Source organism: Photobacterium atrarenae (assembly GCF_024380015.1).
Taxonomy (GTDB): domain Bacteria; phylum Pseudomonadota; class Gammaproteobacteria; order Enterobacterales; family Vibrionaceae; genus Photobacterium; species Photobacterium atrarenae.
Window position 1 is genome coordinate 2,494,688 of the sequence record NZ_CP101508.1, and the last position, 21,913, is coordinate 2,516,600.

The window sequence follows — 21,913 nt, forward strand, 5'->3', positions numbered from 1 at the left end:
CTCGAATTGTGCCAGTGTTGTGATCAGTATTGTTTATTGATCAGGACATTGGTTGAACCGCCCAGAGGGATCACGTCACTCTGACCATACCAGTCACCCTGTTTGGTCATCACATTGCCGTCGGTATCAATCCGTGCTTTCACGATCATGCTCGGCAGCGAAGACATCTGCCGCTCCGGGATCATACTGTCCCCATCGGTCAGAGTCAGAGAGATCGGGAACTGGGACAGTGGGATCCGCCGCGCCGCAACCGGCATCGGGGCACCGTCTGCTGAATGAACCGACACAATTACCACGCCCTCAGTCGGCAGATTCACCGTCGGATCCAGCTCAATCTTCACCGCCACAGAGGCATCGCTATTAGCTGCATTGTTTGCGGCCTGAAGCTGTGCCTGTGCCCGCTCAATACTGCGCGTCAACATTTGCGCACGCGAGTCCTGGTCACCAATCAGGTTTTTCATCATGGTCCAGTAAGACACCGCCTGCTCATAGTCTGCGCGTTCGTATGCATCAAAAGCCAGTAGCGACATCGCACGCAAGTTGGTGTGATCTTGCTTGACCACAGCTTTCAACAAGCGGCGAGCTTGCTCGCTCTGTGCCGGATCGCCAATCATCATCAGCGTCTGAGCATAGCTGAGCTGAACTTCCGGGTTATTCGGATCCAGCGCATAGGCGCGCTTCATCGCCCCCTGCGCCGTATCAGCATCGCGATTGGCCATCCCAATACGACCCAACAACAACCACCCCGTGGCATCATCCGGCGTTTCATGTAAACGGGTACGCAAGCCCAGCGTCATCGCATCCATTTCCTGATCGGTCAGTGGCTCGCCCTGATTGCCCTGCATCAGGCGCTTTGACAGCTCCGGAAGCTGCTGCACCGTCTGTTGCCAGCTGTCGACTTTATCGATGCTGCCGACGCTCAGGTAAGCACCATAACTGACCCCAACCAGGATCAGAAGTCCCGGGATCAAAATCGCCGGACTGCTCTTAGCTGTGCGCTGATCCGAGTTCGCCGGAACATCATCAAGCAGTGATTGCTGCAACTCAGACACCAGCTCTTCACGATTGGAGACCAGGCCCTCGCTGGCTTCAGATTCAAGCTCGCCGACCCGGTCTTTAAAAAATGCCTTGTTTAACTCATCACGGCTGGCGGTATCATCCTGTGCCTTACCGAAAAAGACCGGCGCGACAAAAATCAGGGCCGCCAGTAAAACCAAAGCGACGGTTACTAGCCAAAACAACGTCATTTCTTCACCTTCCCGTCGTGATTTGGTTTTAAGGGTTCCATTTCATTCAGCAACGACTTCAGTCGCTCTGCTTCTGCAGCATCCATGGTCGCTGATGATTTGGCCGCGCTGCTTTTACGCGAGCGCACCACCAGCACAGTAAAGCCAATGACAATAAACAACAAAGGCCCCAGCCACAGAATGATCGTCGAAAGCATCAACGGGGGATCATAAGTGACAAAGTTACCGTAGCGGGCAATCATATAGTCCACCACGTCCTGCTTGCTTTTGCCCTCACTGAGCATCTCAAATGCTTTCTGGCGCATATCTTTGGCCAGCTCAGCGTTGGAATCTGCAATGCTGTTGTTCTGACACTTAGGACAGCGCAACGTTGCGGTCAGCTCATGGAAGTCATCTTCCTGTGCAGCGCTCTCAAACTCATAAACATCAATGGCTGCGGACGTCGGCAAAGCCGCCCCAAGCACGAGACTCAGTCCAAACAGCAACGCTGCGAATTGCTTCATCATCCTTTGGCCTCCTCCAGTAATTCCTGGTACATCGGCCCCAGCGTGTCAGTCCAGTTACGGTCATTGACATCTCCGACATGGCGATAGCGGATGATCCCGTTGGCATCAATCAGAAACGTCTCCGGCGCACCATAGACGCCCAAATCCATCCCCAGCATACCGTTACCATCGAACAGGCTATGAATATACGGGTTGCCCAGATCATTAAGCCAACGCACCGCTTTCAGCCGCTCATCTTTATAATTCAGGCCGATGATTTTCACGCCCTGAGCCGCCAGCTCATTGAGATAGGTGTGCTCGGCATAACAGGTCGGGCACCAGGTCGCCCAGACATTGAGCAGCAACGGCTCCCCTTTAAAAATATCCTGCTCATACAGTTTTCCGGCTTCCACCAGATCCTCGAGCTTAAAGGAGGGCACCGGCTTACCGACCAACACAGATTCCAGCTTGGTCGGATCATCACCCTCGGCATTGCGAGTCAGCTGGATCATCAGTACCACGGCCAGGGCCAGAAACGCGACCAATGGAATAAATAACAATTTCTTATTCATCAGTGAACCTCAGCTTCTCGGGTCATCTTCGCTTGTTGCGCTGCTTTGGCCGTTTTGCGGAAGCGATAGCGCTTGTCGCTGATCGCCAGAGCCCCGCCCAGTGCCATCAGGGTTGCACCAAACCAGATCCAGTTCACGAACGGCTTATAATAAATGCGGATCGCCCAGGCATCATCGGTCAGCCTTTCTCCCAGCGCAACATAGAGATCGCGGGTCACACCGCTATCAATCGCCGCTTCGGTCATCATTGAGCCAGCCACGCTGTAGAAGCGTTTCTCAGCATGCAGCACCGTCACCATTTTGCCTTCGCGACGTATACTGATATCAGCAATGTAGCCGTCGTAGTTCGGACCATCGGCATCGCGCAAGCCATCAAAATGAAACTCATAGTTCTGAAGTGTCACCGTCTCGCCGGGTGCCAGGCGAACATCTCGTTCGATATCGTAGTTCGACACCAAGGTGATCCCAATCACCGAGATCGCCAAGCCGATATGGCCCAGCACCATGGCCCAGTGGCTGCGGCCGAGTTTGCCCAGCCCGGCCATCAGCGTGTGACGATGGGTCGCACGCTCATAGAGTTCGAAGCCGTGCATAATGATGATCCAGATGGCCATCACCATCCCCAGCACGGCCATCGGCTCAAGATGATCCGTCAAACCTACAATCAGCGCGAAGGATAAAGGCACCGTGATCACCGCAGAGATGATCATCTGCTTACTCAGGTTCGCCATCTTGTCACGCTTCCAGCGCACCAGCGGACCGATGCCGAGGAAGAAAGCAAACGGGATCATCAGCCAGGTGAACAGGGTATTGAAGAACGGCACCCCGATAGAGACCGAGCCCAGGCCAATTTGTTTATGCACCAACGGTAGCAAGGTGCCGATCAGCACCACCAGCAAGCCGGCGACCAGCAGCAGGTTATTGGCCAACAACAGGTTTTCCCGCGACAGCAGGCTGTAGTTACCTTGAGAGCGGATCTGGCCGCCCCGCAGGGCATAGAGTAGCAAGGAGCCACCAATCACCACGATCAAAAAGCCCAGAATGAACATCCCCCGCGCCGGATCGGATGCAAATGCGTGAACCGACACCAGCACCCCGGAACGAACCAGGAAAGTACCCAGCAAACTCAGGGAGAAGGCAGAAATCGCCAGCAGGACGGTCCAGGCTTTAAAGGTACCGCGTTTTTCAGTCACGGCCAGCGAGTGCATCAGCGCGGTCCCGGCCAGCCATGGCATAAAGGAGGCGTTTTCCACCGGATCCCAGAACCACCAGCCGCCCCAGCCAAGCTCATAGTAAGCCCACCATGAACCCAGTGCGATCCCCAGCGTCAGGAACGACCAGGCCGCAATCGTCCACGGACGCGACCAACGTGCCCAGGCGGTATCGAGACGTCCCGTCATCAGCGACGCAATCGCAAAGGCGAAGGCAACCGAGAACCCGACATACCCCATATACAGCATCGGCGGGTGAATAATCAGGCCCGGATCCTGCAACAGCGGGTTCAAGTCGCGCCCTTCTACCGGGAAGTACGGCAGGGTACGCAGGAACGGATTCGAGGTCAGAATGATAAACAACAAAAAGCCGACCGAAATCATCCCCATTACGGCCAGTACGCGGGAGACCGACTCTTGCGGCATGCCACGGCTGAACATCGCTACCGCTGCTGCCCAGGCTGCCTGGATCAATACCCACAGCAGCAAGGAGCCTTCATGGGCCCCCCAAACCGCAGTGATCCGATAGTACCAGGGTAAAATACTGGTCGAGTTGCTGGCGACGTAACCGACGGTAAAGTCATTGCTGTAGAAGGCGTAACACAGGATCACGAACGACAACAGCAACATACCGAAGATCCCATAGGTCAGCGGCCGCGCCATCCGCATTAAGGTTGAGTTACCGGTAGATGCACCGTATAAGGGGTAGATACTGACCAAGAGCGACAGCCCCAGGGCAATAATCAGGCTGAAATGCCCTAATTCTGCAATCATTGAACACTTCCCTGCATCTGCGCTTCAGTGTATTGAAGCGGTTCATGGGTCTTCTTCATCGCTTCGGCAATTTCTGGCGGCATGTACTCTTCATCGTGCTTGGCCAGCACTTCATGCGCCTCAATCGTCGTTGCGTCAACCAGAACCCCCTGGGCGACAATCCCCTGCCCCTCACGGAACAGATCCGGCAGAATACCGTCATACACAATCGTCACCGCCGGGCCAACATCAGCAACCTGGAAGCTCACTTTCAGTGAATTTGGATCGCGAGAGACCGAACCATCCACCACCATGCCCCCAATCCGCAGTCGCTGACCGACCGATGGTTTGGTGCCATCCGGTTTTCCCTGCACCAGTTCGGTCGGGGTATAGAACAAGTCCATATTCTGATTCAAAGCATAAAGCATTAAACCAACCGTTGCGCCGAGGCCCACTACCAACGCTACAATTAACGTCAGGCGCTTTTTCCGTCTCGGGTTCATAGTGTGTTCTCCAGTTTTTTCGCTGCTTTAATCCGATGCTCACGAGCGATTTTATTTTTGATCTCGGCCGACAGGCGGCGCGTCTTGCCCAGGCTTGAAAGTAAGATCCAAAGCAAAGCTGCAAAAGAGATCCCGTAGGCGGCCCAAACGTAGGAGGCATAGCCGCCCATCGCCAGAAAGTCACTGAAAGAGTCAAAATGCATAATGGCCTCACTTCATTAATTCACGTACCCACGGACGGTGGCTTTCCCGGGTAATAATTTCATTCCGCAGCCGGATCAGAGTCACCGCACCGAAGAAACAGGCAAAACCAACAATATTGAGCAGCAGCGGCCACAACATTGAGCTGTCGATTGAAGGCTTATCAAACTTGGTGATTGTCGCACCCTGGTGCAGGGTATTCCACCACTCTACCGAGAAGTGAATAATCGGCAGATTAATCACCCCGACAATCGCCAGAATACCGGCCGCCTTAGCAGCCGTTTTTTGATCATCAAAGGCGCTATAGAGAGCGATCACCCCCAAGTATAGGAACAGCAGGATCAACTCAGAAGTCAGGCGAGCATCCCACACCCACCAGGCGCCCCACATGGGTTTCCCCCAGATTGCGCCGGTCAGCAATGCAATCGCAGTAAAGACCGCACCAATCGGCGCCATCGCCGCAGCCGCCATATCCGATAATCGAATTTGCCACACCAGCCCGATAAAGGCGGCGATCGCCATCGACATATACGCGCCCATAGACCAGATGGCTGCCGGGACGTGCAGGTAGATGATCCGGAAACTGTCACCTTGCTGATAATCGGTCGGCGCGAACATCAGCCCCCAAAGGGTACCGGCAAGAATAGCCGAGAAGGCAATCACAGAAAACCAGGGCAATAACGTACCGCACAGACGGTAGCAATTTTCAGCTTTCGCGTAGGGATGTAACCACTTCCACATATTTCTGCTCTACTTGTGTAATAGTAATGAATACGTTTATTACCGGCCCATTGCTCACAGCCGGGGGAACAGGGCTTCAGCATATGACCTGATCATTCAGCCAGTGTACCGAAAGCAAAATACCCCTTTAAGGGTAATCGCTGCGATATCTGCCGCTTCCTTGTTCTCGCTCAAAGTTGTCGCACGAGATTTTGTCTCATGAGACGGTTTTGATGTGTGTGTAATTGTAATCTTTTATTGCACACTAATGCGTAGCGAAGCTGCGACAGCAAATGGAGACAAGGTTGCCGATCCGACCAACATCGCGCCCATCAACGCCAACTGACCGTTATATGCCATGCCCAGGCTGGCTGCATCAATCGCCGAGGTCGCAAAAATCAATACCGGAATATAGAGCGGCAGGATCAACAGGCTCAGCAGCACCCCGCCCTTACGCAGCCCCACTGTGAGCGCCACCCCTATCGCTCCGAGAAAGCTCAGGGTCGGCGTGCCCACCAGCAACGTCAGCACCACAGCCAGCCAGGTTTGCCAGTCGAGTGAGAGCAAAATCGCCAGCAGCGGGCTGATCAGCAACAGAGGCAACCCGGTCAGCATCCAGTGCGCGATCATCTTGGCAAATGCCAGCACCGGCAACGGGGTCGGCATCATCAGCATTTGTTCCAGCGAGCCGTCGACAAAATCGTCGCGAAACAGCCGCTCCAGAGACAGCAAGGCCGCCAGCAACGCCGCAACCCAGATGATCCCCGGCGCAATCCGGGCCAGCAGGTTCGGTTCCGGGCCAACCCCCAGCGGGAATAAAGTAATGGCGATAATAAAAAACCACAACGGATTGAACACATCCGCCTGGCGGCGAAAAGCGATCAGCAGCTCACGGCGGATCACCTGTACAATTGCATACATCATGAACGGCTACCCAGTTTAATTTTTCGAAGGTGATTGCTGTCGGTAAACATATCCTGATGGGTCGTCAGCAATACAATTCCGCCCCGCTCAACGTGGGACAGAAACAGCCGTTCAAGCACTTTCACCCCCTGCTTATCAATTGCTGTCAGGGGCTCATCGAGGATCCACAGGGGATGATTACTGATCCACAGGCGGGCCAGGGCGACCCGGCGCTGCTGCCCGGCCGAGAGTTGCCCGGCCGGGACATCTTCACGCCCGGCCAGGCCAACATGGGCCAGCGCTTGCCATAAATCCTCCTTTCCAGACACCTGGGCCTGGCCCTGGAGGGTCGCGGTGTCGCTTTCACTGTGCATGGCCTGGAAATAGGCCAGATTTTCATAAGCGGTCAGTTCCCGTTTCACCCCGGTTTGATGGCCGAGAAACAGCAGTGCCTGATAATAGTCTTCCCGGGCAGATTCGATTTTTTCATCGTGCCATAACACATCACCACTATCTGCCCGCCCAAGACCGGCTATAATCCGCAGCAGGGTGGTTTTACCGGCGCCGTTGTGCCCTTCTATCTGAACCAGCTCGCCCGATGACACAGAAAAGTTTAAATCATCGAACAAGACCCGCTCATCGCGGACACAGCTTAACTCTTGTACAGATAACATATGAAATGATGTATCCTAGGTGTCACAATTTAGCGGGCATATTACCACACTGGATCGCGATTATGTTAGACACCCTATGGGATACTTCTATCACCAAGATCATTAAATGTGACATCTATGCGTATCGATAACAGCCAGCACACCGCTTTCACCCCGAGTGAAACGTCAAAGCTGAAAAAAACGACGGCGACAGAGGTAAATCATAAAATACCTCAAACAGTTAGCACCATTTCATCCCCCCAGAGCCAGATCCCGCAACTGAGGAACCTGCTCAAGCAAATGAATGTGCTGCAACGATTTTTTACAACTTTTATTGCACACGGCACGCACACCAGCGCAACACCACCGCCGGTATTCACCCAGGCAATGGCCCAGCTCCTGATGCCGGAAAATCAGGCAGCCCTGATCCAATGGCTGCGCCAGGGCGCCGGCAAACAACCGTTGGCCCAATTGCTGGCCCAGAGCAACCAGCCAAGCAGCCCGCTCCATCAATGGCTGATGCAACTGACGCCTGAGCTAAAAGAAGAATTTCAGGCGATGCTCCGGCTGTCTGCCGAGCAACGGCTGGCCCCGGCCCACAAAGAGACAGAACAAGTTGTATTGCAACTGCCCTTACTGCACCCAGACGGTCGTGAGAGTAAACTGACCATCGAGAAAGACGCAGAACAAACGCGACACGGCAAGCCGGCACCGCCACGATGGACTGTTCGGATCGCACTACCGGTTGGCGAGAAAGACACCGTCTTCGCCACCGCATTATGGGATCAGCACAAACTGAGCCTCGGGTTTGAATGTGACAACCTGCAATTGCTAAAACGGGCACAATCACTCACGCCGTTGCTAACTGAGCGCCTCACCACCATGGGGATCCGCTGCGACACCACACAATTTAAACTCCGCCAACCCGAATCACCTCAACCAGAAAGCAAAGGGCTACTGATCCGGGTGTAGAGGTATCACAATGACCAATAAACGTGCAATTGCGCTTCATTATGATGGCGTCCAAACGCCGACCGTCGCCGCCAAAGGCTATGATCAGCTCGCCGAGCACATTATTACCCAAGTGAAACAACAGGGCGGCTTGATCCACGAAGACAAAGCCCTGAGCGACTTCCTGAATAATCTGGAGGAAGGGGATGAAATCCCCGAGAGCTTGTATCGTATCATCGCAGAGCTGATTGCGTTTTCCTGGCTCCTGAACGGAAAAACCCCTCCCGGATGGGAAGGGCTTTCAGGAATTGATGAGCAAGTGTAAGCCTACACGCTAAGTTGCCAGCCCCCTTGATGGCAGACTTCGGTTAACGGCGCCGGGGCTGAGCCATTTTCTGTTGCAATCGTAACAACAGCTCAGCTTCAGCCTTAGGCAAATCGCATTCTTCCATCAACTCATTGACATCAGCACCCAGCTCCACCATTTTGCTGGCACGGCTGTACAGCTTACCGTCTGGGTCAAGCATTGCCATTTCCCCCTGACGGTCATCCAGCACCTCCAGGTGCTCAGCCATGTCCGCCAGTTTCTGACTCATCCCAATTGTCCCGGCACGCAGCTCATTAAACTGCTTCAACAAACTTTCGTACTGTTGGCGGGAGTTTTTCAGAACCAGCTCCGTCGCGGCAAACTTGGCTTCGAGCGCCTGTCGGGCCTTGCGTTCACGGCTCACCAGCAGCCATGCCAAGATGACTGCCAGCATCGCAACCACCAAAGGAACCCATTGCAGAACCTGTTCCAGCATTACAGGTACGCCATCTCATCCCATTCTTCGTCAGACAGCAGTTTGTTCAAGTCAACCAGGATCAGCAGCTCACCGTCACGGTTGCTGACGCCCTGGATAAACTTGGCACTCTCTTCTGTACCCACACTCGGCGTGCTGTCGATTTCAGAGCTGCGTAGGTAAACCACTTCCGCAACACTGTCGACCAGGATCCCGATCACTTGCTTTTCAGCTTCGATGATCACAATCCGGGTGTTATCAGACGTCTCGCCTGGCATCAGGCCAAAGCGGGCACGGGTATCAATCACCGTCACCACGTTCCCACGCAGATTGATGATCCCCAGTACATAATCCGGCGCCCCCGGAACCGGCGCAATTTCGGTATAACGCAAGACTTCGCGTACTTGCATCACGTTAATGCCGTAGGTTTCATCTTCCAGCTGGAAGGTGACCCACTGCAGGACCTGATCGTTCCCGTCTTCTTTCTGTATTTCGGCTACACTAACCTGAGACATGCTGTTTCCTCTTCGGCCTTGCTCATATTACACTCTTAACATCTAAGCCCGCATTCAGCATAGATATTAGTTCGTTAACATGAATTAGAGCACACATTTTTTCTTTAACCATTCCGGCAAGCCACGGGCGTTTACCCGCCTGCTCCCGCCAACGAACACTTTGTGCTGTCAGGGTTTCAGTTCCATGAAGGACATGGCACGCAAGCCCCCATTTACTTTCCCCCAACATCACGATATAGCGATAATCTTCCTGATGTGCATCAGAGCTCAGCCTTTCCGGCATGACCCAGCGCGCGGTGTCGACCACATCGAGCTGGTGCTCACGATTTGTCATCAACCCTAAATACCAAGGCGGCCGCCCCGGCAAATTATTGACCTGGGTGAGCTGATGGATCCCCCCCAGCTCCGTCAACGGCACGGCAAAAACCACACCATTGACTTCAAAAAACAGTGCCTGAAACTCAGCGCCCAAGTCCTGCCCCGCCTGCCAAATCTGTGGCGGCTCATTCTCGCCGGCCTGGGTTTCCAGTGCAACTTCGATCTCAGGCTCATCCACCTCAGCTTCAGTCGCCAGAACTTCCGGTTCAGCACTCGGCACGGCCGTTTCTGCCGTAACCGCCTGGGACATTTCAGCTTCTTCCCGAAACACATCGTCCCAGGTAACCTCAGGCTCAATGCTCTCCGGCGCTGTGATCTCCGGTGCAACGTCAGCAAGCTCGACCGCAACCGCAAGATCTGTCTCAACCTGCGTTTCATGATCCGGCGACAACTGGCCGACCTGGCTGAGCAGACGCTGCACTGTCTCCAAATCCGGCTTATCGGCAAAGGTGACCGTTTCCGGCGCGGTATCCGGGAGCGTCCATTCCCGGGAGGCTGGCTGGGCCTGCGGCTGCGGTGCCCACCCCGACACATTCCCGGCGGGCGCCGACAAGTCCAGCGCGACAGACAGCGGCTTGCTGGCCGCAACGACCGCTTCATCCTCAGCGCTGGCCTCACTCAGACAATCAAAGTCAAACGGCGCGGCCGGCTCAGAAGCTGTCGGCGTTTGATGGCCTTCAGCAGTATCACTGTCTCTCTCACGGAACGTAGCTGCATCAGCGGCTTCTGTATCCATCACCGCATTGTCTTCGGCAGACATTACAGATGAAGCATCTGGTTCAGTCTTTTCAATCGCTGCACTCAGATCTTCCAATTCATCAGGTGTTTCTTCAGGGGACGCCGATTCGGCCACTTCACGCGCGTCACCCGGCAGCGAGGCCAAGGTGTCATCCTGTGCCGGCTCCTGAGGCGTCGCTTTCGAGGGCTCATCCGGGACAGGGACAATTTCTGGCTCTGGCGCCGCTTCCTCTGCCGGCTCCGCCAGCAGATCAAAAAAGTAATCATCCAGCGCCTGTTCACTGGAAAGAGGCTGTTTATCGTTCATCTTGCTCCAGGCGCTGTAAATAATTTAACAAAGTTTTATAGGCAAAAACCCCACGGCAGCTCCGCGCATACAACGACGGCGGCATGTGCTTGATACTGGCATCACGGAATTTGGTATCAATCGGTACCGCCGATGCCCAGACCTGCTCAGGAAACCGCACTTTCAATTCCTGCAGCGTTTGCAGCGAGGCGCGGGTTCGTTTGTCATACATGGTCGGGACAATCGTGACCCGAAAGCTCGACGCACGGGATTTTTGCATGATCTGCAAAGTCCGCATCATCCGTTCCAGCCCTTTCATGGCCAGAAACTCAGTTTGAACCGGGATCAGGATCCGATCACTGGCAGCCAATGCATTGACCATCATCACCCCTAGGATCGGCGGGCAGTCGATGAGGACATAATCATAGTCCTCGGCCAGGCTCTGGAGCGCCTTTTTCAGGATCAGCCCCATCCCGCCACGGTTTCCCATCACCCGATCCAGCGTCGCCAGCGACATATGCGCCGGAATAATATCAATGTTCTTGAACTGGGTCGGCAAAATGATCGGTTTGACCGTATCGCGCGATATCTCCTGCAATTGAAACAAGTCAAACAGACTGGCCGATACGGCATCAGCATCAAAATTTAAGTACGTTGTCAGCGATGAATGCGGATCGGTATCCACCAGCAACACCCGCTGATTACGTTCACTCAACAGGCCAGCCAGACTCACGGTCGTCGTCGTTTTCCCGACCCCGCCTTTCTGATTGGCAATGCTCCAAACGATCAAAGCGTGCTCCCTAGGCCATGCCGATCTCAACCAGGATCCGTTCGGCAATCCGCTCAAGCGGCAGATCTTCACTGGAAATCCCGGCTTTCGCAACCGCCTGCGGCATCCCGTACACCACACAGCTCTCTTCGTCCTGGGCCCAGATCGTGGAGCCGTTCGCTTTCAGCATCCGAGCCCCTTCACGCCCGTCGGCCCCCATGCCGGTCAGAACCATCGACAGCACCTTGTCATGGTACACTTTGGCCGCCGAGCCGAAGGTCACATCGACGCAGGGCTTGTAATTCATCCGATCGCCCCCGTCTAGGATCCGGAGCCGGGCAGCCCCCGGACGACCTTCCAGCATCATCTGCTGACCGCCCGGTGCCAGATAGGCCATCCCCGGTTTCAGGGTGTCGCCATCTTCGGCTTCCTTCACCCCGATCTTACAAAGGTTATTGAGACGTGAGGCAAACGCCGCGGTAAACGTTGCCGGCATATGCTGGATCAGGACAATCGGATACGGAAAATTAGCCGGCAGCTTGGTGAGAATTTTCTGCAGCGCCACCGGTCCACCGGTCGAGGTGCCAATCGCCATCAGCTGATATTTCTTTCCGGACGCTTTAAACCGTGCAGCCGGCCGTGCAACACGCGCCGCCGGACGAGCCGGTGCCGCCGTGGTTGCAGCACTGGTATGGCCGGCCAAAGGCTTGCGGATATCCCGATCGGCTGCCGGCGCTGCCGCAGCACTGATGGCCGGACGCGCCGGGCGGCGCATCAGCAGACGCTTGCGGGCGAGCTCCCCGACGCGTTTCTGAAGCAGGCTGACCGCTTCATCCCGGTTACGGGCAATGTCTTCAAATTTCTTCGGCAGAAAGTCCAGTGCCCCGGCATCCAACGCATCGAGGGTGGCTTTCGCCCCTTCATGGGTCAAGGAAGAGAACATCAGGATGGGCGTCGGCGTCTGCTGCATGATTTCACGCACAGCCGTAATGCCGTCCATCACCGGCATCTCAATGTCCATCGTGATAACATCCGGCTGCAGCTTACGGGTGAGTTCAACTGCTTCTTTACCATTCACAGCACTGCCGATCACCTCAAGTCGTGGATCGGCATTAATAATTTCGCTGACACGGCGGCGGAAAAAACTCGAATCATCCACCACCAATACTTTTACTGCCATGTCGTTTCTATCCCGTGATATATGAGTTACCCAGCCGAACAACAAGCTGAATCATTCCCAGTCCTGAGCCAAACAAGGGTTCAAAACCAGCGCATGATTCAACCCGCTTGTGACGGGTTAGGGGCTCAACGCCCCTAACTTTTTTCTTGGTTATGATTTGCCAGAGGGGGACGCTGCGTTTAACGTCCTGCGTAGTGTTTCAGCAGGTTTGGCACATCCAGGATCAGCGCAATATGGCCGTCACTGGTGATCGTGGCACCCGCCATACCCGGCGTTCCCTGCAACAGCTCATCAAGCGGCTTGATCACCACTTCTTCCTGGCCAATCAGGGTATCGACGACAAACCCGATACTCTGGTGGCCGATCTGAACGATGACCACATGGCCATGATCCCGATCCCGCTTCGGCAGGCCGACCGCTGTCAGCCAGTCTTGCAGATAGAACAACGGAATGGCTTTGTCGCGGACAATGATCGTCAGCTGCCCATCAACGGTGTTGGTTTTGCGCAAGTCGAGATGGAAGATCTCATTCACGCTGGCCAACGGCAGCGCAAATGGCTGCTCGGCAACGCCCACCATCAGGGTCGGCAGAATCGCCAGGGTCAGCGGCACTTTAATGTCGATACGCGTTCCGCGGCCCAGCGCCGAATCAATGCTGATCGAGCCATTGAGCTGGCTGATCCCGGTTTTCACCACGTCCATGCCGACGCCACGACCAGAAATATCCGAGATATCTTTCTTGGTTGAGAAGCCTGGGGCAAAAATCAGGTTGTAACACTCGCTGTCGGTCAAACGGGAAGCTGCATCCGTGTCCATCAGGCCACGCTCGACCGCAATCCCGCGCAGACGATCAGGATCCATACCGCCCCCATCATCCTCGATGGTCAGCAGAATATGATCGCCTTCCTGGGACGCCCCCAGCAGAACCGTCCCCACCCGGGGCTTGCCGGCTTTCTCACGTACATCCGGCATTTCAATCCCGTGGTCGACCGAGTTGCGCACCAAGTGAACCAGGGGATCGGCCAGGGCCTCGACCAGGTTTTTATCCAGGTCGGTCTCTTCGCCACGCATTTCCAGCACGATTTCTTTCTTCAGGCTGCGGGCTAAATCACGGACTACCCGAGGGAAACGGCCAAAGACTTTCTTAATCGGCTGCATCCGGGTTTTCATTACCGCGCCTTGCAGATCAGCCGTCACCACATCCAGATTCGAGACCGCTTTCGACATCTCTTCATCATTGGTGTTCAGGCCCAGGCTGACCAGGCGGTTACGCACCAACACCAGCTCCCCGACCATGTTCATAATGGTATCCAGGGTTGACGTATCAACACGCACGCTGGCCTCTGGCGCCGGCTTGGCCTTCTCTTTCGCACCGGCCGGTTTCGGCTTCGATGCAACAGGCTGTGGCGCAGGTGCAGCAGCCTCAGGCTGCGCAGGCGCACTGACCGGAGCTTGGGGCTGTGGCGATGCCGCCGGAGTCGGCGCGGGCTCGGGCTTCTCGGCCAGCATCTCTGCGACCGGCTTGGTCGCCATCTCCAGCTCTTCAGCGCTCGGGCCTTTGCCACTGCCATGTAGCTCATCTAACAGACGCTCGAACTCGTCATCTGTCATCAAATCATCATCACCGTCGCCGCCAACAGCTGGCGGTGTCGGCTGAGCCGGCACGGCTGGCACATCACTATTCCCCGGGCCTTTTCCGGCACCGTGAAGTTCATCCAGCAAGCGTTCAAATTCATCATCGGTGATGTCACCGGACTCGGGTGCCTCGACGGCCTGCGACTGGGGCGCGGCTTGCGGGGCGGGTGCCGGAGTGGCCGAGGCAGATGGTCCACAACCATTACCGTGCAGCTCATCGAGCAGACGGTCAAATTCATCCTGGGTAATTTCATCTACCGAGTCGCCAGCAATCGCCTTAGGATCAGTTGTCGCAGCCGGCTCTGGTGCAGGGGTCGGCTCAGCAACGGGCTCCGGAGCCTCAACCACCGGCTCTGCAACCGGTGCAGCAGCCTCAACCAGCTCTTCCTCACCCGGCGGCTGGCTAAAGCGGTGCAGGGCATCGAGCAGGTGCTGGTCGGCCGGATCAACCGGTTCACGGTCCTGAACCTGGCTGAACATCGCATTGATGGTGTCCAGCGCTTCCAGGATCACATCCATCAGTTCCGGTGTGACACTGCGCTTGCCCGTGCGCAATAAATCAAAAACGTTTTCGGCCCCGTGACAAGCATTCACCAGCGGAGTCAAAGAAAGGAAACCAGCACCGCCCTTGACGGTGTGAAAGCCACGGAAAATCGCATTGAGCAAATCGGAGTCTTCCGGGCTGCGTTCCAGCTCGACCAACTGCTCAGACAGCAACTCAAGAATTTCCCCTGCTTCAATTAAAAAGTCCTGCAGGATGTCTTCGTCTAAATCAAAGCTCATATATTTCCCCTAAAATCCAAGACTAGACAGCAAGTCGTCAACATCATCCTGGGAGGACATGACATCTTCACGATGCTCGCTGTTGACGATTGGGCCCTCGGGAGAAAGCTCACAGACGACGTTTTTCGCCTCAGCCCTGTCTTCTTGTTCCATGCCAAAGGCTTTAAGGATATCGACTAATTGATCTTCCACCTCGTGCACCAGTTCGATGACACGACGTATGATTTGTCCGGTCAGATCCTGAAAGTCTTGAGCCATTAAAATTTCAGTCAGTTGACTGCGAAGCGCATTGTTGTCGCTGTCGACCTGCTCCAGCAATCGATCGATTTCATGACAGAGCGCCTTAAACTCATTGAGCGCAATTTTCCCGCCCATCAGGCGTTTCCACTGCGGATGTACCTGGCTGAGCGTCTCACTCATCCGGTTGGCCAGCGGTTCGATATTGTCGATCGCATCCATGGTGGTGTTAGCCGCAGCTTCCGTTTTATCTATGACATAAGATAAACGGTCGCGGGCATCAGGAATTTCGTTTTTCGCAATATCGCTGATACGGGGATCAAGGCGAAAATTGGCCAGAGAGTTGTGCAGTTGGCGAGTCAACTTGCCCACTTCTGCGTAGACAGGATCACGGCTGTCAGAGACCAGTGATTGCACAAGCGTATTGGCTTCGTCTTGCTTGCCCTCTTCAAGCAGGCTGACAAGCTGTTTCGCCTGATCGAGTGAAATCATTTTTGTATTACCCTATTAGCGCCTGACGAAAATGATTACTGCATGCGCTCGAAGATCTTATCCAGCTTCTCTTTCAGTGTGGCAGCAGTAAATGGCTTCACGATATAGCCGTTTACACCCGCCTGAGCCGCTTCAATGATTTGCTCACGCTTTGCTTCTGCGGTAATCATCAACACAGGGAGGTGTTTCAATTCATCGTCGGCACGAATGTGCTTAAGCAAGTCAATACCTTGCATTCCCGGCATATTCCAGTCGGTCACTACGAAATCGAAACCACCTTTTTTCAGCATGGGTAGCGCAGTCAATCCATCATCCGCCTCCTGGGTGTTGTTAAAGCCCAGATCACGTAGCAAGTTTTTAACGATACGGCGCATTGTCGAAAAGTCATCGACAATGAGGATTTTCATGTTTTTATTCAAAGTTGCCTCCACTGAGGTCACAGTGTTTTTATCTAGTGTTTATTAAGCCGTCCAAGATTTCAGCTTGGATCGCAAGCGTTGCATCGCCTGACTATGAATCTGGCAGACCCGGGATTCACTGACCCCGAGCACCGCCCCAATCTCTTTGAGATTGAGCTCCTCATCATAGTAAAGAGACAAGACCAGCGCCTCTCTTTCCGGCAGTGTCTTTATTGCTTCAGCCAGTGAATGACGGAAATTATCATCTACAACACCCTGAAAGGGAAGATTTTCTTCAACCGCAGCCTCAGTCGCGACAGCATCTTCGGATACACCCAAATCATCCATCCCCACTAGGCGACCACAATTAACATCATTTAAAGCCTGATGGTACTGTTCGAGTGTCATTTCGAGATGTTCGGCAATTTCCTGATCATTCGGGTCTCGCCCAAGCTCTCCTTCAAGGAAGGAAATGGCTTCCGAAATCCGGCGACTGTTTTTGTACACCGAGCGCGGAACCCAATCACCACGGCGGATGTCATCCAACATCGCGCCGCGAATCCGGATCCCGGCGAAGGTCTCAAAACTGGCACCTTTGCTGGGATCATAATTCTGCTGTGCTTCAAGCAGGCCAATCATACCCGCCTGAATTAAATCTTCTAGTAGAACGTTAGGCGGTAATCGCCCCATCAGGTGATGGGCTATGCGCTTTACTAAAGACGAATAACGCTCAATAAAGGCATGCGGACTTTCCTGATAGCGTCCGTATGTCAGTGCTTTATTCACCTAGAGAAACCTCATTGGGTGTTTGTTTAACCAACAGCTTCTCCACGAAGAATTCCAAATGCCCGCCAGCGCTGTCCGGCACCGGCCAGGTCAGCGCTTTGGTCGCCAGCGAGCTCAGCGCCAGCGCAGCCGGGCTGCGCGGGAAAGCCTCAACCACCACCTTCTGCCGCTTCACCGACTGACGCACCCGATCATCCAGCGGAACACAGGCCACCAGCTCCAGGTTGGCATGCAAAAAGCGCTCGGTGACCCGGGTCAGCTTGGCAAACAGCTCGCGCCCTTCGCGGTAGCTGCGCACCATATTGGCGACAATCTTGAAGCGCTGAACATCATATTCGCGACTGAGGATCTTAATCAGGGCGTAGGCGTCGGTAATGGAGGTCGGCTCATCACACACCACCACCAGCACGTCCTGGGCGGCGCGGGAAAAGCTGAGCACCATGTCAGAGATCCCGGCCGCGGTATCGACCAACAGCACATCGACCTCTTCATCCAGACTACTGAATGCCCGGATCAGCCCCATATGCTGCGCGGCGGTTAGCTCTGCCATACTCTGGGTGCCCGATGCCGCCGGGATAATTTTCACTCCGTACGGACCTTCTACGATGATATCCTGCAAATCACACTGACCGGCCAAAACATGCGACAAATTGCGATGCGCGCGCAGACCCAGCATGACGTCGACATTGGCCAACCCCAAATCTGCATCCAGCACCATGACGCGCTTGCCTTCACGAGCCATGGACAGGGCCATGTTCAAAGTCACGTTCGTCTTGCCGACCCCACCTTTACCACCGGTTACGGTGATCACTTTGGTAGACGTTAGTTTTGTCATACGGCGCAAACCGCTCGCTTGATCGTACATTGCCTTCTCAATCATAAAAGTCCGCCGCCTGATTATCTGAACTATCGCTACTCCAGTAATGAGATTGCTGGCTTAATTCTTGCTCTAGTAATTCGTTGGCACGCGCCACCAGGAAATCCCCGGTTGCCACCTTAATATCTTCCGGTACCCGTTGGCCGTCAGCCAGGTAGGCAATCGGCAGTGCATTTTGGATCGATACACAAATCACTTCCCCCAGGCTGAGCGACTCGTCCAACTTGGTCAGCACACAGCCTGACAGTGGGATCCTGCGGAAATGTTCAATGGTTTCATTCAGCACCCGCCGCTGTGCCGTCGACGGCAACACCAGGAAACTGCGGATCTGCGAGCCGCTGTTTTGCATCAGGGTATCAAGCTGCTCCGACAGGCGAATATCGCGTTGCCCCATCCCCGCCGTATCAAGCAGTACCAAACGTCGGTGCCTCAACTGATGCAGTATATCGGCCAGTTCTTCGGCATCTTTAGCCACGCGAACCGGACACCCCATAATGCGGCCATAAGTCGCCAGCTGTTCATGGGCACCGATCCGGTACGTATCTGTGGTCACCAGGGCGATCTGCTCCGGGCCAAAATCCATCGCGGCCCGGGCCGCCAACTTGGCAATGGTCGTCGTTTTCCCGACCCCGGTCGGTCCGAGCAGCGCCACCACCCCACCGGTTTCCAGAATACAGTCATCGGTGGTGATGATCTGATCCGACAGCAAATCAAGCAGCGCCGGCCAGGCTTCATTGGCTGGAACATCCTCGGGAATATAGCAGGCCAGCTGGTCTGCCAGCTCCGGTGACAAACCCATTTTCTCCAACCGCTTGATCATCATTGCCCGCATCGGCTCGCGGCGCTCAACTTCCTGCCACATCAGCCCGGACAGTTGATGCTCCAGCAAACGGCGAATCGAGGCCATCTCATTGCGCATCGACTCAATTTCATCACTCTCGTGTCCACCCCGCGGCTCATACCGGCTGGGATCGAGACGGTTGCCATTGCGCTTGCCACCCTGCAAGGCATCCTTGCCACCGGCCTGGGGACGGCGATACTCGCCAATGTCCAGTGCATGCTTGGGCGAGGGGGCCGACGGGCGCGCCCCGTAAGCATTGCGCGGCTGACGACGTTCGGGACGGGCTTCGGGGTCATAGTTCCCCAGCCGACGATTGCCCTGATCCGGATTCTGCTGATCATACCCGCCCAGTGAAGCGCGACGCTCAGCGCGCGGCGGCGGCTCGTAGCTTCGCTCCTGGTCACGCGCCTGGCCGGGTGAATTTTTTGCCTGCCGCTTGAGCAGTGCAGATAAAGAATCAACCTCAGTCTCGGCCTGCGCTTCTTCCTGGCTGCCACCCGTGTAGTTTTGCAGCACATTGGCAAACCGGCTAGCGGGCGATTGCTTGAGCTGGACCTTATCATCCGCCAGTTTTCGCTTCGCCTGACCCAACCGATTGGCCAACGATTCCCGCGTGGCCTGGGAAGCCGGCGGCGGTTCATTGCCGGCGTCGGTATCGACTGCCGCGACAATTTCGACGCCACCCGTCACTTTTTTATTCGACATGATCACTGCATCAGCACCGAGCTCTTCTTTTACTTCGCTCAATGCAGTGCGCATGTCTTTGGCAAAAAATCGCTTAATCTTCAATCTCGTCTTCCCGTTTCATCACGCTATTGCGACCGCTTGCGCCGCAATGCCAGCCAGCTTCCACCCAGCGGGGACTTAATTGCCCACGGCATGGACAATCCGGATCTGCTTCTCATCCGGCACTTCCTGATACGACAGGACACGCAGTGATGGGATGGTATTTTTGACAAACTTGGCGAGCGTTGACCGCAGTACCCCGGATGTCAGTAATACGGCAGGCTCCCCTTTCAACTCTTGCTGTTGCGTTGCCTCAGTCAGAGAGCTTTGCAGTCGCTCTGCAAGACCAGGCTCAATACCGGACGACTCACCGCCGGCAGACTGCATAGTTTTATGCAATATTTGTTCCAACTCTGGCGCCAAAGTGATTACCGGCAGTTCAGGTTCTATACCATTGATTTCCTGACAAATTAGGCGTTTTAGGCCAATTCGCACCGCTGCGGTCAGGATGTCAGGATCTTGACTCTTCGCGGCATACTCAGAGAGCGTCTGAACAATCGTGCGAATATCCCGGATCGGGATCCCCTCATGCAGCAAGTTCTGCAGCACTTTCACCACCACCCCAAGCGAGAGCTGATCCGGCACAAACGCTTCCACCAGCTTCGGCGTCGTCTGCCCGAGCATCTCAAGCAGGTTCTGTACTTCTTCATGGCCCAGCAGCTGCGAGGCGTTATTGGTCAGGATCTGGCTCAAATGCGTCGCCAGTACCGTGGCCGAATCCACCACGGTATAACCCAGCGCCTGGGCATGTTCACGCTGTGATTCCATAATCCACACCGCTTCCAGGCCGAAAGCCGGATCCGTCGTCGCTTCCCCGTCAATGGTGCCGAACACCTGGCCCGGATTAATCGCCAGTTCCATATTGGGATGAATACTGGCTTCCCCGCACGCCACACCCATCAGGCTGAGACGGTAGGTATTGGGCGGCAGTTCCAGATTATCGCGGATGTGCACCGGCGGGATCAGAAAACCAAAGTCCTGCGACAATTTTTTGCGTACCCCTTTGACCCGCTCGAGCAGCTCTCCGCCCTGCTCTTTATCCACCATCGGAATTAAACGATACCCCACTTCGAGGCCAATCACGTCGACGGGCTGCACATCATCCCAAGAAAGTTCTTTTTGGGTCGGCTGTGTGGCCAGCTCGGTCGAAGGCGCGTTGGCTTCGGCTGCCGCAGCCTCTTTTTCTTTTTTGATCCGCCAGTAGGCAATGGCGCCTATCAGCACCGCCAGCAGCAGAAACGGGATATGAGGCATCCCCGGCACAATGCCCATCACAAACAAAATCACCCCGGTGATGATCAACGCCTGAGGATTGTTGAACATCTGGAACACCATCTGCTGTCCCATATCCTCGTCGGTATTTTGACGCGTCACCATCATGGCAGCGCCGATCGACAACAGCAGTGACGGAATTTGCGCCACCAGACCATCACCGATGGTCAGCAGACTGTAGATTTCAATCGCTTCGCCAAAGCCCAGCCCATGCTGGCCCATACCAATAACCAGCCCGCCGACAATGTTGATACACAGGATCAGGATCCCGGCAATTGCATCCCCTTTGACAAATTTCGAGGCACCGTCCATCGAGCCATAAAAGTCGGCTTCTTTAGTCACCTCAGAGCGGCGAGTTCTTGCCTGCTCCTGGTCAATCAGCCCGGCGTTCAAATCGGCATCGATGGCCATTTGTTTCCCCGGCAACGCATCCAGGGTAAAGCGGGCACTCACCTCGGAGATCCGCCCGGCACCTTTGGTGACCACCATAAAGTTGATAATCATCAGGATCAGGAACACCACCAGGCCGACAGCATAGTTGCCGCCAATCACTACCGAGCCAAACGCATCGATCACCTGACCGGCCGCATCCGGTCCTTCATGGCCATACAGTAACACCACCCGGGTCGAAGCCACATTCAGGGCCAGTCGCAGCAAGGTGGCAATCAGCAGCACCGTTGGAAACGCAGCAAAATCGAGCGGGCGGCGGGTATAAACCGTCACCAGCAACACCACCAACGCCAACGCGATATTGAAGGAAAAGGCCATATCCAGCAGCAGCGGCGGCATCGGCAGCACCACCATGGCCAGGGTCGCCAGGACCATGATCGGCGCCCCCACGGCCGGCATCGATTGCAGGCGGGATAATGGCAGTTTATCCGTAAAAGGTATCGAGAGCTTCATTCGGTATCTATCGTCGTTGGTCTGATTGAGAGGCTTGCGCAGCAGCTATAGTATCGT

General features: G+C 55.1%; 23 protein-coding genes. 2 read left to right on the forward strand and 21 right to left on the reverse strand.

What is annotated here, in order from left to right; all coding sequences use genetic code 11:
* Positions 1–23: 23 nt before the first annotated feature.
* The 9 genes from ccmI to ccmA all read right to left on the reverse strand — a co-directional run bounded on the left by ccmI (position 24) and on the right by ccmA (position 7,269).
* Positions 24–1,247 carry a c-type cytochrome biogenesis protein CcmI gene (ccmI, locus tag NNL38_RS11680; RefSeq protein WP_255388207.1) on the reverse strand — a complete coding sequence of 408 codons (1,224 nt, stop codon included), beginning with the start codon at positions 1,245–1,247 and terminating at the stop codon, positions 24–26.
* Positions 1,244–1,750, reverse strand: a complete 507-nt coding sequence (locus NNL38_RS11685) for a cytochrome c-type biogenesis protein (protein WP_255390630.1) — start codon at positions 1,748–1,750, stop codon at positions 1,244–1,246. The genes ccmI and NNL38_RS11685 overlap by 4 nt, the downstream gene beginning before the upstream one ends.
* Positions 1,750–2,304 (reverse strand): DsbE family thiol:disulfide interchange protein, encoded by a 555-nt coding sequence (locus NNL38_RS11690; protein ID WP_255388208.1) that lies wholly within the window; start codon positions 2,302–2,304, stop codon positions 1,750–1,752. The genes NNL38_RS11685 and NNL38_RS11690 overlap by 1 nt, the downstream gene beginning before the upstream one ends.
* Positions 2,304–4,289, reverse strand: coding sequence for a heme lyase CcmF/NrfE family subunit (locus NNL38_RS11695; protein ID WP_255388209.1), 1,986 nt, complete (start codon positions 4,287–4,289; stop codon positions 2,304–2,306). Before NNL38_RS11695 ends, NNL38_RS11690 begins: the two co-directional genes overlap by 1 nt.
* Positions 4,286–4,771, reverse strand: a complete 486-nt coding sequence (gene ccmE, locus NNL38_RS11700) for a cytochrome c maturation protein CcmE (protein WP_255388210.1) — start codon at positions 4,769–4,771, stop codon at positions 4,286–4,288. The genes NNL38_RS11695 and ccmE overlap by 4 nt, the downstream gene beginning before the upstream one ends.
* Positions 4,768–4,974 (reverse strand): heme exporter protein CcmD, encoded by a 207-nt coding sequence (ccmD, locus tag NNL38_RS11705; RefSeq protein ID WP_255388211.1) that lies wholly within the window; start codon positions 4,972–4,974, stop codon positions 4,768–4,770. Before ccmD ends, ccmE begins: the two co-directional genes overlap by 4 nt.
* Positions 4,975–4,981: 7 nt before the next feature.
* A complete protein-coding gene (locus NNL38_RS11710; RefSeq protein WP_255388212.1) occupies positions 4,982–5,713 on the reverse strand; it encodes a heme ABC transporter permease in 732 nt (243 codons plus the stop codon).
* Positions 5,714–5,947: 234 nt separating this feature from the next.
* Positions 5,948–6,616 carry a heme exporter protein CcmB gene (ccmB, locus tag NNL38_RS11715; RefSeq protein ID WP_255388213.1) on the reverse strand — a complete coding sequence of 223 codons (669 nt, stop codon included), beginning with the start codon at positions 6,614–6,616 and terminating at the stop codon, positions 5,948–5,950.
* On the reverse strand, positions 6,613–7,269 hold the full coding sequence (gene ccmA / locus NNL38_RS11720; protein ID WP_255388214.1) for a cytochrome c biogenesis heme-transporting ATPase CcmA: 657 nt from the start codon (positions 7,267–7,269) through the stop codon (positions 6,613–6,615). The genes ccmB and ccmA overlap by 4 nt, the downstream gene beginning before the upstream one ends.
* 117 nt (positions 7,270–7,386) lie before the next feature.
* Between ccmA and NNL38_RS11725 the strand changes: the two genes are divergently transcribed.
* Together NNL38_RS11725 and NNL38_RS11730 are read left to right on the forward strand one after the other, a co-directional pair.
* A complete protein-coding gene (locus NNL38_RS11725) occupies positions 7,387–8,220 on the forward strand; it encodes a hypothetical protein (protein WP_255388215.1) in 834 nt (277 codons plus the stop codon).
* Positions 8,221–8,230: 10 nt separating this feature from the next.
* On the forward strand, positions 8,231–8,524 hold the full coding sequence (locus tag NNL38_RS11730) for an EscU/YscU/HrcU family type III secretion system export apparatus switch protein (RefSeq protein ID WP_255388216.1): 294 nt from the start codon (positions 8,231–8,233) through the stop codon (positions 8,522–8,524).
* A 43-nt stretch (positions 8,525–8,567) separates the two neighbouring features.
* Here the strand turns inward: NNL38_RS11730 and NNL38_RS11735 are convergent, their stop codons facing one another.
* The 12 genes from NNL38_RS11735 to flhA form a co-directional block, all read right to left on the reverse strand.
* Entirely contained in the window at positions 8,568–9,002 is a 435-nt protein-coding gene (locus NNL38_RS11735) for a DUF2802 domain-containing protein (protein ID WP_255388217.1), read from the reverse strand.
* A complete protein-coding gene (locus NNL38_RS11740) occupies positions 9,002–9,496 on the reverse strand; it encodes a chemotaxis protein CheW (protein WP_255388218.1) in 495 nt (164 codons plus the stop codon). The genes NNL38_RS11735 and NNL38_RS11740 overlap by 1 nt, the downstream gene beginning before the upstream one ends.
* Positions 9,497–9,518: 22 nt before the next feature.
* Positions 9,519–10,919, reverse strand: a complete 1,401-nt coding sequence (locus NNL38_RS11745) for a chemotaxis protein CheW (protein WP_255388219.1) — start codon at positions 10,917–10,919, stop codon at positions 9,519–9,521.
* On the reverse strand, positions 10,909–11,688 hold the full coding sequence (locus tag NNL38_RS11750) for a ParA family protein (RefSeq protein ID WP_255388220.1): 780 nt from the start codon (positions 11,686–11,688) through the stop codon (positions 10,909–10,911). Before NNL38_RS11750 ends, NNL38_RS11745 begins: the two co-directional genes overlap by 11 nt.
* Positions 11,689–11,698: 10 nt before the next feature.
* Positions 11,699–12,847 carry a protein-glutamate methylesterase/protein-glutamine glutaminase gene (locus NNL38_RS11755; protein ID WP_255388221.1) on the reverse strand — a complete coding sequence of 383 codons (1,149 nt, stop codon included), beginning with the start codon at positions 12,845–12,847 and terminating at the stop codon, positions 11,699–11,701.
* A 179-nt stretch (positions 12,848–13,026) separates the two neighbouring features.
* On the reverse strand, positions 13,027–15,264 hold the full coding sequence (locus tag NNL38_RS11760; RefSeq protein WP_255388222.1) for a chemotaxis protein CheA: 2,238 nt from the start codon (positions 15,262–15,264) through the stop codon (positions 13,027–13,029).
* Between the two features lie 9 nt (positions 15,265–15,273).
* Positions 15,274–15,993, reverse strand: coding sequence for a protein phosphatase CheZ (locus tag NNL38_RS11765; protein WP_255388223.1), 720 nt, complete (start codon positions 15,991–15,993; stop codon positions 15,274–15,276).
* Between the two features lie 35 nt (positions 15,994–16,028).
* The gene (gene cheY / locus NNL38_RS11770) at positions 16,029–16,400 is read right to left on the reverse strand and encodes a chemotaxis response regulator CheY (protein ID WP_036800231.1); all 372 of its coding nucleotides are present in this window, start codon (positions 16,398–16,400) and stop codon (positions 16,029–16,031) included.
* 54 nt (positions 16,401–16,454) lie between these two features.
* Positions 16,455–17,177, reverse strand: coding sequence for an RNA polymerase sigma factor FliA (locus NNL38_RS11775; protein WP_255388224.1), 723 nt, complete (start codon positions 17,175–17,177; stop codon positions 16,455–16,457).
* On the reverse strand, positions 17,170–18,057 hold the full coding sequence (locus NNL38_RS11780; RefSeq protein ID WP_255388225.1) for a MinD/ParA family protein: 888 nt from the start codon (positions 18,055–18,057) through the stop codon (positions 17,170–17,172). The genes NNL38_RS11775 and NNL38_RS11780 overlap by 8 nt, the downstream gene beginning before the upstream one ends.
* Positions 18,050–19,684, reverse strand: a complete 1,635-nt coding sequence (gene flhF / locus NNL38_RS11785) for a flagellar biosynthesis GTPase FlhF (RefSeq protein ID WP_255388226.1) — start codon at positions 19,682–19,684, stop codon at positions 18,050–18,052. Before flhF ends, NNL38_RS11780 begins: the two co-directional genes overlap by 8 nt.
* A 75-nt stretch (positions 19,685–19,759) precedes the next feature.
* On the reverse strand, positions 19,760–21,856 hold the full coding sequence (flhA, locus tag NNL38_RS11790; protein WP_255388227.1) for a flagellar biosynthesis protein FlhA: 2,097 nt from the start codon (positions 21,854–21,856) through the stop codon (positions 19,760–19,762).
* Positions 21,857–21,913 lie beyond the last annotated feature (57 nt).

What these genes read in the sequence shown, in the direction of transcription:
- NNL38_RS11735 (WP_255388217.1), bottom strand. Translation starts at nt 9,002, where the DNA reads ATGCTGGAACAGGTTCTGCAATGGGTTCCTTTGGTGGTTGCGATGCTG.
- ccmD (WP_255388211.1), bottom strand. Translation starts at nt 4,974, where the DNA reads ATGCATTTTGACTCTTTCAGTGACTTTCTGGCGATGGGCGGCTATGCC.
- NNL38_RS11755 (WP_255388221.1), bottom strand. Translation starts at nt 12,847, where the DNA reads ATGGCAGTAAAAGTATTGGTGGTGGATGATTCGAGTTTTTTCCGCCGC.
- ccmB (WP_255388213.1), bottom strand. Translation starts at nt 6,616, where the DNA reads ATGATGTATGCAATTGTACAGGTGATCCGCCGTGAGCTGCTGATCGCT.
- NNL38_RS11690 (WP_255388208.1), bottom strand. Translation starts at nt 2,304, where the DNA reads ATGAATAAGAAATTGTTATTTATTCCATTGGTCGCGTTTCTGGCCCTG.
- NNL38_RS11745 (WP_255388219.1), bottom strand. Translation starts at nt 10,919, where the DNA reads ATGAACGATAAACAGCCTCTTTCCAGTGAACAGGCGCTGGATGATTAC.
- NNL38_RS11760 (WP_255388222.1), bottom strand. Translation starts at nt 15,264, where the DNA reads ATGAGCTTTGATTTAGACGAAGACATCCTGCAGGACTTTTTAATTGAA.
- ccmE (WP_255388210.1), bottom strand. Translation starts at nt 4,771, where the DNA reads ATGAACCCGAGACGGAAAAAGCGCCTGACGTTAATTGTAGCGTTGGTA.
- NNL38_RS11740 (WP_255388218.1), bottom strand. Translation starts at nt 9,496, where the DNA reads ATGTCTCAGGTTAGTGTAGCCGAAATACAGAAAGAAGACGGGAACGAT.
- cheY (WP_036800231.1), bottom strand. Translation starts at nt 16,400, where the DNA reads ATGAAAATCCTCATTGTCGATGACTTTTCGACAATGCGCCGTATCGTT.
- NNL38_RS11725 (WP_255388215.1), top strand. Translation starts at nt 7,387, where the DNA reads ATGCGTATCGATAACAGCCAGCACACCGCTTTCACCCCGAGTGAAACG.
- NNL38_RS11695 (WP_255388209.1), bottom strand. Translation starts at nt 4,289, where the DNA reads ATGATTGCAGAATTAGGGCATTTCAGCCTGATTATTGCCCTGGGGCTG.
- flhA (WP_255388227.1), bottom strand. Translation starts at nt 21,856, where the DNA reads ATGAAGCTCTCGATACCTTTTACGGATAAACTGCCATTATCCCGCCTG.
- NNL38_RS11685 (WP_255390630.1), bottom strand. Translation starts at nt 1,750, where the DNA reads ATGAAGCAATTCGCAGCGTTGCTGTTTGGACTGAGTCTCGTGCTTGGG.
- ccmA (WP_255388214.1), bottom strand. Translation starts at nt 7,269, where the DNA reads ATGTTATCTGTACAAGAGTTAAGCTGTGTCCGCGATGAGCGGGTCTTG.
- ccmI (WP_255388207.1), bottom strand. Translation starts at nt 1,247, where the DNA reads ATGACGTTGTTTTGGCTAGTAACCGTCGCTTTGGTTTTACTGGCGGCC.
- NNL38_RS11765 (WP_255388223.1), bottom strand. Translation starts at nt 15,993, where the DNA reads ATGATTTCACTCGATCAGGCGAAACAGCTTGTCAGCCTGCTTGAAGAG.
- NNL38_RS11780 (WP_255388225.1), bottom strand. Translation starts at nt 18,057, where the DNA reads ATGATTGAGAAGGCAATGTACGATCAAGCGAGCGGTTTGCGCCGTATG.
- NNL38_RS11730 (WP_255388216.1), top strand. Translation starts at nt 8,231, where the DNA reads ATGACCAATAAACGTGCAATTGCGCTTCATTATGATGGCGTCCAAACG.
- NNL38_RS11710 (WP_255388212.1), bottom strand. Translation starts at nt 5,713, where the DNA reads ATGTGGAAGTGGTTACATCCCTACGCGAAAGCTGAAAATTGCTACCGT.